A 12,487-nucleotide genomic window follows, 5' to 3' on the forward strand; every position below is an offset into this window, starting at 1 on the left:
GTGATCGGCGCGTGGTCCGGGTAGAAGTAGTCTCCGCCGCAGAACACCTCGTTGCGGTTGCCGGACGGATCAAAGAAGTAGATCGTCTGGCCATGGGTAATGCCGTGGCGGGTCGGCCCGATATCGATGGAGGTATCGGTCATGGAGATCAAGTCACCGGCACGCAGCACATCTTCCCAGGTTTCAAGGAAGAACGAGGCATGGTGAAACTTGCCCGGCTCAGGGTGATCGATAAAGGCGATGTCATGCGCCTTCATGCTGGTAGTCAGGAACTGTGCCACTCGCTTGCCGTCCGGCGTCATGATCTGTTCGCACAGGTCAAAGCCCAGCACCTCACGGAACAGGTCCAGGGTCTGGTCCAGCTCCGGGCCGTACAGCAGGCAGTGGTCAAACCGCTGCGCCTTCATGCCCTTGAGATCACGGGGCCAGGCTTCCGGGTTGTGATTGCCGACGCCGTAACGACCGGTCTGTTCCTTGTTGGCAAAGAGTTCAAAGTAATGCCCGGTCGGTGCCTGAAAGCGGATTCGGCGACCACAGCCCTTGAGTTCCTCGGCCGGGATCTCTTCAACGCCACAGCCGAACGCCAGCAACTCCCGGTTCAGGCGATCAACCACCTCCTCGTTCAGGCACTTGAAGCTCATGAAATCCATGCCGGCTTCATCGGCTTCTCGCAGCACCACCGAGAACTTGTCCACTTCGGTCCAGCCCTTCAGGTAGACACGGCCCTGCTCGTCGCGATCCGTTTCGATCAGCCCCATCAGCTCGACATAATGGTTAACCGCTTCTTCCAGATCCAGCACACGAATTTGTACATGTCCGGGGCGCATTACACCTTTTTTCATGATGATTACCTTTTATTCTTCTATTGGTCAGATTGACCCACAGCCGTGCCATGGGTACCGATTTCTGGTGGATCGGGTTCAATCAACAGATCACTGCGGGCGAATACCCGGCAGGCCAGCACCTGGCCTTCACGCTCCTGCTCGGGAGAAATCCAGGCACGGCTCATGCGCTTACTGAAGTACTCTCCCCGCAGAATACGGATGCGACACTTGCCACACCCGCCGCCTCGGCACCCCACCGGTATCAGTTGTCGACCGGCTCGCTCCATGGCGACCAGCACACTGATATCCGAGCGCGCACTGAATCCACAGTCCGCTTCATTCAGTGCAACCTGATGGTCTGTCGATGCCTCTGTTTCGAGGCATGTCTGGTTATTGTTATTCATCGTTCGACCTCTGTTCCGCCCGCTTTCGGGCCGGCTTTCCGTTCTGATCAAACTGTTACCGCAAAAGCGGACGACCGACACAGTGGAAAGATAGGATCCCGAAAGCGGGGCCGAACCCGGCTGTCGCCCGGAATCAGATCCGCTTGAACAGAGCAGACCGAGGCTGATCATCCGTACCGTCCGCCGCCGTCAAGAACTTTTCCATATGAATATCCTGTTCGAACAGACGGCCCTGCATCAGGGCGGTAATCGCAGCATCAATCATGGGTGGCGGACCACACAAATAGGCCTTGTGACCATTGAACCGGTTGTCAAAATGCTGCACCGCCGCTTCATGTACAAAGCCCTTGAAACCGTGCCAGTTCTCGTCCTCCCGAGGCTCGTTCAAGGCCGGGATGTAATGAAAGTTGTCGTGCTCGGCGGCCAGGGCTTCGAACACGTCACGGTTGTACAGCTCAGCCACATTGCGCGCGCCCTGAAACAGGTAAATCGGGCGCGTATCCCCTTCACTCAGCAGGTCGAGAATCATGGACTGAGGGCTGGACAGCCCCGACCCGCCGGCAATAAAGATCGTGCCCCTGTCATCGGACTTGCGTACGAAGAACTGACCGTAGGGACCGGACACGTCAAGGCTGTCACCTTCCTTCAGCTGCTCATGCAGCCAGGTCGTTCCCGCGCCACCCGGTACCTTCCGCACGTGCAGTTCCAGCCGGTCACTGTCCCCGGGCGTATTGGCAATCGAAAAGGCGCGTGTGCCTTCAACACCGGGAATTGTCAGATTGACATATTGCCCGGCCTGAAACGCCATGCTGTCATCCAGCGCCAGCGTGATGCCCTTGATGGTCGGCGACAGGTCAACGATTTCGGTTACACGCCCGACAAAATCGCGCACGGGATGTCCCTGAAAGTCGGGATCTACATCGATGTCGGCTTCAATAACCATGTCGGATTCCGGCATGGCGCAACACACCAGCACCTTGCCTTCATCTCGCTCCATGTCCATCAGCGCAAACGTGGAAGCATTGCCCAGGTCTGCCTCGCCTTCCAGCACCTGCACCTTGCAGGTAGCACAGGTGCCGTGCCCACAGGCAAACGGCAGCCAGACACCTTGGCGTAGAGCGGCATCCAGGATGGTTTGTCCCTCTTCCACTTCAATCACATCACCGGTCGGTTCTACGGTCACTTCGTAGCTCATAACGCTCTCCTCAGACGCCTGCGTTCTGGTAGCCCTTCAGTTCGGGCGTCTGGAAGCGCAACAGCGACTTGTGGCCGATTCCCTGATCCTTCAGCGCCACATCCGGCTGGGGGACAAAAGGCTCGCCATTCAGCAACCAGGTCGCCGTATTCCAGTCGATCTGTTCCCACTCAGGATGCAGTGAAAAGCCTTCCGGCATCACCGTTTCCAACAAGCTCCGAAACGGCGTTTCCGGCGGCAGCGGATAGGCAAAGGCGGCACAGAACATCAGATGATGATCCCACCCCACATACACCACCTGGTTGCCATGAAAGTTTTCAAAACGGTCTTTAATGTCGCCGACATAGTCCGGCGTAATGGCTTGTACTGGCATTATTTTTATCCTCAGCTTGTTCTCGATACACAGGTGCCCGAGAAGCGTTGGCGAGGCTGGCCGTGCCCGGCAAAAGTCGGCGAGCTCAGGTTTTGCAAAGGACCGACTTTTGCCAATTTTCAACAAGACACAGCCAACACAACCGGCTTCTCAGTTGCCTGTCAGGCCACGCCCTTCCATTTTTTCCACCGCTCTTCATCCGGCGAGCCTTTGATATCCAGGTTGTCGGCCCCCACATTCATGCGGTAGTAGTCGCGCAACACATCCTCGACATCCGGGCCACCGCAATTGCCCTGGAAAATCTGGTGAACCGGCAGCCAGGACTGCACGTACTTCTCCGGCTCTTCGTCAAAGATTTCCTTACAGCCATCCGAGCAGAAGTGATAACGCTCATCCTTGTAAATAGATTCGCGATAGCTGATCTGGGTCGGGTTATCCATCTCGGTGAAGCCCATCGGGATCTGGCAGGTAGTGCACAGCTGCGGCAGCGCCTTGGTATAGAAGCGCTCACCTTTCGCTTCCATTTCCTTCGCCAACTCCCAGCGCGGGCGGTAATACTTGTCGAAGGTGTCCGGGTATTTCTCACTCAGCCAATCCAGCTCTTCATCGGTCGGAATCCAGGTGTGGAAACCGGCAGCATGGCCGTGGGTGTAGAAAATCCACCAGGCCTGGTGCGACACGTGCTCTTTTTCCTTCGCGATCAGATCGGCATGTTTCGGCATGCGGATGCCATAACGCGCCAAATCCTTGAACAGCGCACCACCGGCTTCTTCGAAGTAGACTTCCCAGGCTTCCTTCCAGCTCATCACCTTGTTGGGCAACATGTAGTCCATCATCATGGACACGATGGTGAGCAGACGGGTGCCGCGCCAGAACCACTTGTCGATCCATTTCTGAACAATCGGCACGTTGTCTTCGTGCTGTTCGAGCAGAAACTTGATCACTTCCAGACCCAGCGTCATGTGACGCGCCTCGTCGGACTGAGCCGAAAAACCGAACGTTACCGTGGCCATGTCGCCGTTGTAGGCGGCACCGGACATAAACGGCACAAACAGCAGGTTGGTCAGCACGTATTCGAAGCTGAAACCGATCGCCACCATGAATTCGAACGGACCGGCTGCACGTGCATCGTTGAAGAACGACTTGGGCACGGACAGGTACCAGACGCGGTCATGCATGTGTGACCAGTCCTGCAGGCCATCGAAAAACTTGTTGTAGTGGCTCATGGCATGAACCTGTGTCTGCACGTGACGCAGCTCATCGATCGACTGCATCTGGCAGGCAACACGGGCTCCGACACCGCCAAACTGGCGACCGGTATGAGCAAAGCCCTGGAACGCCTGATATTCCAGTGGAGAAACACCGGTCAGGAACACTTTCAACGCATTGACATAACGCGGGTCCGAAATATTCAGCTGGCCATTATTCTGCGCAAAGGCATCAAAAATCGCATATAGCTTGCGCTCCTTTTCGGCCTGATATTTCCAATAGGCGTCCATGGTCAGTCGGAACGGGTCTTCCCATTTCGACCAGTCGGTAATCTTGATCCCCTCGAATTCCTCGAACGGGAAGGCCTTCTTGTGATCCTGGTAGGAGAATTCCCAATCCAGATCACGGGTCAGCAGGCGGTATTTGTCTTTGATGTTGAGTTTCTTGGCTGCCATTGCGTTCACCTTATTGTTATTCGTTCCAAGTCAGCGTCAGCTGCTCATCGTCTTCATCAACATTGCCACCGAGGGTAATCAGGTTGATGTGCAGCTCCTGCACATCCCAGTCCCGGCCCATTTTTTCCTCGACGGTTTCACGCCTTACCGTCAGGAAATTCTCCGCTTCGATACGAATCATGGCAGGCATGTGAATGACCGTTGCCTCAGCATTGTCATCCTCGATGGCTTCAACGATGTAGCGGGATTCATCATTATCCTGCAGCGCGATATACACTTTAGACATCTGTCCGATCCTCCCTTATTTGATACCGGCCTTGGCGATTCGCTTGTCCAGCAGCTCCAGCGCCTCTGCCAGCGCCTCTGCACCCAACATCGCTTCAGCCAAAGGCGCCAGGGCCTCCGCTGCCTTGCCTCGCCAGGTTTCGATCCATTGCGCCAGCAATGCCCGGTTTTCGTCCGACTCGGCAACCGCCGTTTTCAGGACAGCATCCATCCAGCGCGAGGTATCCTTGTTCCACAGCTGCATGAATTCGGTCAGCATGCCAATATCCTGAGCACCCTGTTCATTCAGCTTGTTATCGAACTGGCGGTAGACCAGATCCGTCAGCAGTGCATCCAGCACCAGGTTCTGCGCCACCATGACTTCAAACCAGTCTTCGGTGACCAGCGTCTCTTCACACAAGGCTCGCAGCCCCTGCCAGATATCCGCCTCCATCCACTGCTGCTTGGCGTCAACCAGCGCATCACCGCTGTTACCATCCAGAATCAAGCCAATACGCGACAGGTACTGCGCCATACCCAAACGGTCCATACCGTTGAACAGCAACGCCTGCGTAATGGCAGTGCCAAAGCCGTAAGCCGTGCCGTACATGTTGTTCAGGTTGGCGGTATGCTCCACATGGCGCAGCGGCACCAGATAACGGATGATATCGGCACGCACTTCATCACTTATGAAACGCGCCAGGTCACGCTTCTCGAAGAAGGCATAATTGCTCTCGGCCACTTCCTGCATCTTGGCGCGCTGCTGTACATAGGCACCGTAGTAAAACTGGCGCGGATCCTTGAAGGCGTACCAGTCCTGCATCACGATCGCCGTACGCCGTGGATCGTTCAGTTCCAGATCCGGCTGCCACAACGGACGATAGTGAAAATTGGCTTCTGACTGGAGGTCATAAGTGGCCTCCTGATAGCGCGTCGCCGGTTTATCCCCAAAACGACGCTCCACGTTGGCGTAGGTATTGCGGACCGGTTCCAGCGTGGCGGTCTTGATCTCAATGCTCATGAAACTCTTCCCAGGCTGCAGTTGTTGTTATTCGGAAGCTCGGTTGTGGTTGTGCGCCATCAGCGTTTCATCGCCGTAACGCCACTTTTCCATGTCGGCATCAACGTCACGCATCTGCGCTTCCGTCATGGACACCACATCATTGGCGGCACAAAAGGCTGCAAAGGCACCTTGAGGCATCACCAGCTCGACAAACAGGGAGGGATCACCAATGGCAAAATCGAATTCGACGAAGCGGGCATCCGGTTCGCTGCGAACCCGAATGTATTTCATCAAGCGATCAAAGTTCTGCCGAGGCGGCAGATCAGTGTTGCTGTTGTGCAGTGCGAGTCTTGTCATTGTTATCCTCTGCTCATCAACGCATCTCACCCTGAGATTTAGCAAAGGACGTGCCAAAGTAATGATGAAACGGGCTTATCCGCAAAAAATCAAACATAAGGCTTTGATTTAAAATGAAAAACAAAAACATCAATAAAAGGAAAAGACTATTCCAAAATAGCAACAAGAAGACACCAAGAAGTGATTAAATGATCAAATCATCCATCCATGATTGATCAAATGATCAGTTTCAAGGTGTTTTCAAGCGGGAGAAATGAGCTTAGACTTTAGTCTGATAAGGGCTTTTTTACCCTTCCCATCGCAGAGCAAATACCTCAACAATAAAAACAAACCTGTCACTCGATACAACCCACACATCGCCAACAGCCGGTATAAAAACAACTATGGCTAACATGCAATCACTCGAATTTCCGGGCAGCCGTGATTTGCTGTCCCAGATCTGTTTTGAGAGCGACCAGGGAAAGGTTTGGCTCAACGAACAACGTATGCTGCTGATTCACTCCAGCGCCATGGGTCTGCTGCGCAAGGAACTGGTTGAAACCCTGGGCGTTGAACGCGCCAAGGGTTTTTTAATGCGCTTTGGCTATCATTCCGGGTGGAAGGATGCCGAGCTGGTCAGAAAGATCCGACCGGATATGTCAACAAAAGACGCCTTCTTTGTCGGCCCACAGCTGCATTGCATCAAGGGGATGGTGAACGTCAAACCCATTTCACTTGATTTGGATGTCGATACCGGCATTTTCCATGCTGAATTTGACTGGTTCGACTCTTATGAGGCCGACTCACACCTCCAGGATTCAGGGCCTTCCAGCGAGCCCGTCTGCTGGACATTGATCGGTTATGCCAGTGGTTACACAACCTATTTCATGGGACGGAACATCCTGTTCAAGGAAACATCCTGCGCCGGCATGGGACACGAACACTGCCACATTGTGGGCAGGCCGGTAGAGGAGTGGGAAGATCAGGCTCAGCTTGAACGCTACCTGCTCCCCGACCCCATAGCGGATGAGCTGTTCAGCCTGCAAAGCGAAATCAGCGAGCTGCGCGACAATTTCCGCAACAGCGACCAAAGCGAGGATCTGCTCTTCAACTCGGTTGGGCAGTCCAGCGCTTTCAAGAATGTATGCCAGCTTATTCGGCGCGCCTCCAGCAGCCGGGTAACCGTTCTGTTACAAGGCGAAACCGGTGTCGGCAAGGAAATTGTAGCCCGAGGCCTGCACTTGAGCTCGGACCGTGCCGACAAGCCCTTTGTTGCCGTCAACTGCGCCTGTATACCGCCCGATCTGATTGAAGCCGAACTGTTCGGCGTCGAAAAAGGTGCCTTTACAGGCGCCACCCAATCCCGTGAAGGAAAATTCGAACGGGCCAACCAGGGCACAATATTTCTGGATGAGGTGGTCGAGCTTTCCCCCCGCGCCCAGGCCAGTCTGCTGCGCGTACTGCAGGAAGGTGAGGTCGAGCGTGTAGGAGATGTCCGTACCCGCCAGATTGATATCCGCATTGTCGCGGCCGCCAACGAAGACCTGGAACAGGCCGTCAGCGATGGCAAGTTTCGGGCCGACCTCTTCTATCGCCTCAACGTATATCCGGTGCATATTCCTCCGCTCAGAGAGCGTATCGAAGATATCCCCCTGCTGATTAATCATTTCCTGAAGAAATACCACACGCTGTACAACAAGCACACGCAGGGAGTATCGGACAAGGCGATGCAAGCCCTGATGCACTACAAGTGGCCCGGCAATATCCGCGAGCTGGAAAACATGATCGAACGGGGAGTGATTCTGACCGACAATAGCCATACCATCGACCTGGATGCGTTTTTTCCGTCTCTGTCGGAGCCCTCTCACCCGCTCAACAGCATCAACCAGCAGGGTGTGCTGGCCCGGCAGATCGCACAGGATTCCGCAACACCGCTGTCTCAGACTGAACTGTGCGATCACCTGCTCAAGGAAGAGTTCAGTCTGGAACAACTGGAGGAGCAGCTTATTCGCAGCGCCATGGAGCGCTCCGCCCAGAATGTGTCACAAGCCGCCCGCCTGCTGGGCATGACCCGTCCCCAACTGGCCTATCGCCTGAAGAAGCTGGAACTGGCCTGAATACCTCGCCCGCACACTGCGCCCATCCGGCAGGGATGCTATGATCGGCGCTTTATCTTGCCCGGTAGCCCTCGTGAACCTGATCCTGCTCTACACGTCCGACTTTATCACCCCCCACCGCGTTCAAATCAGCGGACGCCGCCATCAGCACATGCGCAGCATCCACCAGGCACAGGCAGGCGAAACCTTCAGAGTGGGTGTACTGAACGGCCTGTTGGGCGAAGGTACCGTCGAGACAATAGGTGAACACTCGCTTACCCTGTCAGTCCGTTTTGACCGAGCACCGCCAACACCGCTGCCCCTGCAGCTGATCATGGCATTGCCACGCCCCAAAATGCTTAAGCGTACGCTGGAAACCGCAGCCACACTGGGCGTTAAAGACCTGTGGCTGATCAATTCCTACCGCGTCGACAAAAGCTACTGGTCGACCCCTCTGCTGCGCCCCGATAAAATTCGGGAGCACCTGTTGCTGGGGCTGGAACAGGCCGGCGACACCCGCCTGCCCCGTATTCATCTGCGCAAGCGCTTCAAGCCCTTTGTCGAAGACGAACTGCCCGCCCTGGCACGGAATACTCGCGCTCTGGTGGCTCATCCTTACCAGGCCGCTCCTTGCCCTGCCGCCCAGGACAGACCCACCACTCTGGCCATTGGTCCCGAAGGTGGATTTATCCCGTACGAGGTCGAAAAACTGCGTGAAGCCGGGTTGAACACCATTCATCTCGGCCCTCGCATCCTCAGAGTGGAAACGGCCGTACCGGTTCTGCTGTCACGCCTGTTTCCATTGACGTTTTGAGCGAGGCGAATTTCATCCTGTCTCCGGGTCTGAGGCCAAAGCACAGTGTTGATCTGGAACACTGCAAGGCCACTTTTGACGATCATAAAACAAGAATCATACTCAATACCATTGACATGGGAACACAAACTGATAACAATTCGCATTAAGTTCTTATCCGCTTCGACTCCGGGCGCTTCTGCCCTGATGCAATGGAGATACCGATGACCGCGAAAAAAGCATTACTGGCCGGCTTGGCTCTTTCAACTCTGGGCGGTGTCGCTCAGGCCGCTGATGAAGTGAACATCTACTCCTACCGTCAGGAGTTCCTGATCAAGCCGCTGCTGGAAGCCTTCACTGAAGAAACCGGTATCAAGGCCAACGTGATTTTCTCCAAGCAAGGCCTGCTTGAGCGCCTGGAGCATGAAGGTGCCAACTCTCCCGCCGACGTTATTCTGACGTCCGATGTCGGCCCTCTGCATGATGCCGTCGAACGCGACCTGGTTGCACCGATCCAGAGCGATCTCATCGATGCCAACGTACCGGATCACTACCGCTCCAAGGAAGACAAATGGGTAGGCCTGACAGCCCGCTCGCGCATCATCTACGCCTCCAAGGAGCGTGTACAGCCGGGCGAAATCAAAAGCTATGAAGAGCTGGCCGATCCGAAATGGAAAGACCGCATCTGTACTCGCAGCGGCAAGCACTCCTACAACCTGTCACTGATCGGCTCCATGATTGAGCACCACAGTGTCGAGGAGGCCGAACAGTGGCTGACAGCCGTCAAGGACAACCTGGCTCGCCGCCCGCAGGGTAATGACCGCTCTCAGGTCAAGGCTGTCATGGAAGGTCAGTGCGATCTGGCACTGGGCAACAGCTATTACTACGGCAAAATGCTGACCAACGACAAAGAACCCGAACAGATCAAATGGGCCAAGTCCGTCAATCTGGTCTTCCCGAATCAGGATGACCGTGGCGCCCACATGAGCATTTCCGGCGCGGCATTGGCCAAGCACGCTCCACACCCGGACGCCGCCATCAAGCTGATCGAGTTTCTGACCAGCGAAAAGGCACAGAAAATGTATGCCGAGGTTAACTACGAGTTCCCGGTTCGCCCGGGGATCGAGTGGTCAAGCCTGCTGAAAGAACACATGGGCGAGTTCAAGGCCGACGATATCAACCTGGGTGATGTGGTCAAACACCGCGCCGAGGCCTCCCGTCTGGTCGACAAAGTCGGCTTCGATAACTGATTTATCATTGAAGAATCGACACTTTGACGCTGAAACGGTAGTCTTTCCGGCTACCGTTTTTGTGCGTCTTACCGAATCATGACCAATATCACCGCCGCTGCCACTACGGCAACACCGCTCGTCGACACCCGCAAGCCCCGTCGTTTCATGCCGGGCTGGTATACGGTCGCCTGGAGCAGTGCCCTGCTGGTGATGTTGCCGGTGCTGGCCGTTTTCTGGCTGGCCCTGTTTCCGACCGAGAATATCTGGCCACACCTGGTCGACACCATTCTGCCGGTATACATCCAAACCACACTGCTGCTGCTGGCAGGCGTTGGCGCCCTGTCGGTCATAATGGGCGTTGGCACGGCCTGGCTGGTCACCATGTGCAACTTCCCGGGGCGGCGCCTGTTTGAATGGGCACTGCTGCTGCCGTTCGCCATGCCGGCCTACCTGATCGCCTATCTGTATACAGACCTGCTCGAATACGCCGGCCCCGTGCAGGGCTTCCTGCGTGACCTGTTCGGCTGGCAAACCGCACGCGAATACTGGTTCCCGGAGATTCGCAGCCTGGGCGGCGCCATCAGCATGCTGACTCTGGTGCTCTACCCATACGTTTACCTGCTGTCCCGCGCCAGCTTTCTGGAGCAATCGATGAGCATTCGCGATGCCAGTCGCATCTTTGGCTGCTCACCCCTGCAAAGCTTTTATCGGATTTCATTGCCGATTGCACGACCCGCCATCGCCGTAGGCCTGTCCCTGGTATCCATGGAAACCCTGAATGATTTCGGCACCGTGGACTATTTTGCCGTCAAAAGCCTGTCCGCCGGTATCTATGACGCCTGGTTGAATATGGGCAACCTGGGTGCTGCCGCCCAGATCGCCACTCTGATGATGGTTTTTGTCATCCTGCTGATCAGCCTGGAGCGGATTGCACGCTCGCGCCAGCAGCAATTTACCAGTGGCGACCGCTTCCGCACCATTGACCGCTACACCCTGTCACCACTCAAATCCGGGCTCGCCACACTGGCTTGCGCCCTGCCGGTAATACTGGGCTTTATTGTTCCATTCCTGGTGCTGAGCACCTATGCCCTGCCGCGACTGGAACAGTTCACCGAAGCGGATTTCCTGGCCCATGCCAGCCACAGCTTTACCCTGTCGGCACTGGCCGCACTGCTGACTGTAGTCATAGCCATTATCCTGGCCTACAGCAAACGTCTCTACCCCGGCTTCAAGGCGCTGATACTGGCAACACGCCTCAGCAGTCTCGGCTACGCACTGCCCGGAGCCGTACTGGCAATTGGTGTTGTAATCCCCCTGGCCGCTTTCGACAACAGCATCGATGCCTTCATGCGGCAAAATTTCGGCTTCGGCACAGGCCTGCTGCTCAGCGGTACGCCTTTTGCGATCGTGTTTGCCTACTGCGTACGCTTTCTCGCCGTCTCCTCCGGCAGCGTTGAAGCCTCCCTGGCCAAGGTCACACCCAGCATGGACATGGCCTCGCGCTCACTGGGACTGAACCCGCTGCAGACCCTGCGCCGGGTGCACCTGCCGCTGATTCGAGGCGGCCTGATGACGGCTCTGCTGGTGGTATTCGTGGATGCCATGAAGGAACTGCCGGCCACTCTGATTCTGCGACCGTTCAACTACGATACACTGGCGACTTACGTGTATCAGTATGCGTCTGACGAAATGCTGGAGACCAGTGCACTGGCGGCACTGCTGATAGTACTGGTCGGCATCGTGCCGGTTATTCTGCTGAGCCGCACCATTACTTCGACACGCCAGGGCGAATAAACACGCCCCGGCGCATCAGCGCCGGATGGCGACGTACACCCCCTCCAGACGCATGCATACCTGCCGCTCGCACAGCACCTCGACCACAAGCTCCAGCTTGCCCTTGCCTCGCTCGCCAACACGAGCTGCCAGAGCATCCGCATCGGTACCGGCATACAAGGACACCCGTGTCACAAAATCACCGGTAACAGGCTTGAGATAACGCAGATGGCTGTCAGCAATGACCACATCACAGTCCAGACCCCGCTCCCGCAGGCAAAGCGTCGTCAGACACCAGCCCGCCACTGTGGCAATGGCCGCCTGCGAGCCGCCAAACCCGGTCCCCTTGTCATTGACATTGGGTGCCAGCGGCGTCGGAATCTCCAGCGACAGACCGTCCCAGTTCAGCTGTTCAATCCCCAAGTGCTCCAGCAATGGAATCTGAGTTTTTAACCAAGCCAGAAAATCGACCGTGCTGATTGTCATCTGAAGTCTAACCTCCGTTGGATTCCCGAATGGGAGTGTCACCT

At 56.0% G+C, this 12,487-nt stretch carries 13 protein-coding genes; 4 read left to right on the forward strand and 9 right to left on the reverse strand.

The features are described 5' to 3' along the window. The 8 genes from H1S06_RS03745 to H1S06_RS03780 all read right to left on the reverse strand — a co-directional run. Positions 1-842, reverse strand: an 842-nt coding sequence (locus H1S06_RS03745; protein ID WP_181737382.1) for a catechol 2,3-dioxygenase, incomplete at its 3' end; no start/stop codon positions are given. 20 nt (positions 843-862) lie between these two features. Further along, positions 863-1,228 (reverse strand): 2Fe-2S iron-sulfur cluster-binding protein, encoded by a 366-nt coding sequence (locus H1S06_RS03750; protein ID WP_181737384.1) that lies wholly within the window; start codon positions 1,226-1,228, stop codon positions 863-865. 133 nt (positions 1,229-1,361) lie between these two features. Further along, on the reverse strand, positions 1,362-2,423 hold the full coding sequence (locus H1S06_RS03755) for an NADH:ubiquinone reductase (Na(+)-transporting) subunit F (protein ID WP_181737386.1): 1,062 nt from the start codon (positions 2,421-2,423) through the stop codon (positions 1,362-1,364). 10 nt (positions 2,424-2,433) lie between these two features. Continuing rightward, a complete protein-coding gene (locus tag H1S06_RS03760) occupies positions 2,434-2,796 on the reverse strand; it encodes a phenol hydroxylase subunit P4 (RefSeq protein ID WP_181737388.1) in 363 nt (120 codons plus the stop codon). A gap of 161 nt (positions 2,797-2,957) precedes the next feature. Continuing rightward, positions 2,958-4,460 (reverse strand): aromatic/alkene/methane monooxygenase hydroxylase/oxygenase subunit alpha, encoded by a 1,503-nt coding sequence (locus H1S06_RS03765; protein ID WP_181737390.1) that lies wholly within the window; start codon positions 4,458-4,460, stop codon positions 2,958-2,960. A gap of 16 nt (positions 4,461-4,476) precedes the next feature. After that, positions 4,477-4,746, reverse strand: a complete 270-nt coding sequence (locus H1S06_RS03770; protein ID WP_181737392.1) for an MmoB/DmpM family protein — start codon at positions 4,744-4,746, stop codon at positions 4,477-4,479. A gap of 15 nt (positions 4,747-4,761) precedes the next feature. After that, positions 4,762-5,745, reverse strand: coding sequence for an aromatic/alkene monooxygenase hydroxylase subunit beta (locus H1S06_RS03775; RefSeq protein ID WP_181737394.1), 984 nt, complete (start codon positions 5,743-5,745; stop codon positions 4,762-4,764). 27 nt (positions 5,746-5,772) lie between these two features. After that, positions 5,773-6,084 carry a phenol hydroxylase subunit gene (locus H1S06_RS03780; protein WP_181737396.1) on the reverse strand — a complete coding sequence of 104 codons (312 nt, stop codon included), beginning with the start codon at positions 6,082-6,084 and terminating at the stop codon, positions 5,773-5,775. A gap of 383 nt (positions 6,085-6,467) precedes the next feature. Here H1S06_RS03780 and H1S06_RS03785 point away from each other — a divergent pair, with 383 nt between their 5' ends. The 4 genes from H1S06_RS03785 to H1S06_RS03800 all read left to right on the forward strand — a co-directional run bounded on the left by H1S06_RS03785 (position 6,468) and on the right by H1S06_RS03800 (position 11,978). Then, a complete protein-coding gene (locus tag H1S06_RS03785; RefSeq protein WP_181737398.1) occupies positions 6,468-8,180 on the forward strand; it encodes a sigma-54-dependent Fis family transcriptional regulator in 1,713 nt (570 codons plus the stop codon). 73 nt (positions 8,181-8,253) lie between these two features. Further along, a complete protein-coding gene (locus H1S06_RS03790) occupies positions 8,254-8,973 on the forward strand; it encodes a 16S rRNA (uracil(1498)-N(3))-methyltransferase (protein ID WP_181737401.1) in 720 nt (239 codons plus the stop codon). A 203-nt stretch (positions 8,974-9,176) separates the two neighbouring features. After that, positions 9,177-10,202: a Fe(3+) ABC transporter substrate-binding protein gene (locus H1S06_RS03795; RefSeq protein WP_181737403.1), complete on the forward strand. Its 1,026-nt coding sequence runs from the start codon at positions 9,177-9,179 to the stop codon at positions 10,200-10,202. Positions 10,203-10,280: 78 nt separating this feature from the next. Further along, positions 10,281-11,978, forward strand: a complete 1,698-nt coding sequence (locus H1S06_RS03800) for an ABC transporter permease (RefSeq protein ID WP_181737405.1) — start codon at positions 10,281-10,283, stop codon at positions 11,976-11,978. Positions 11,979-11,993: 15 nt separating this feature from the next. On the opposite strand, the gene H1S06_RS03805 is transcribed toward H1S06_RS03800, so the two are convergent. Further along, the gene (locus H1S06_RS03805) at positions 11,994-12,443 is read right to left on the reverse strand and encodes a YiiD C-terminal domain-containing protein (RefSeq protein ID WP_181737407.1); all 450 of its coding nucleotides are present in this window, start codon (positions 12,441-12,443) and stop codon (positions 11,994-11,996) included. Positions 12,444-12,487: the final 44 nt, after the last annotated feature.

The sequence above is a fragment of the Marinobacterium marinum genome (assembly GCF_013868415.1).
Classification (GTDB): domain Bacteria; phylum Pseudomonadota; class Gammaproteobacteria; order Pseudomonadales; family Balneatricaceae; genus Marinobacterium; species Marinobacterium marinum.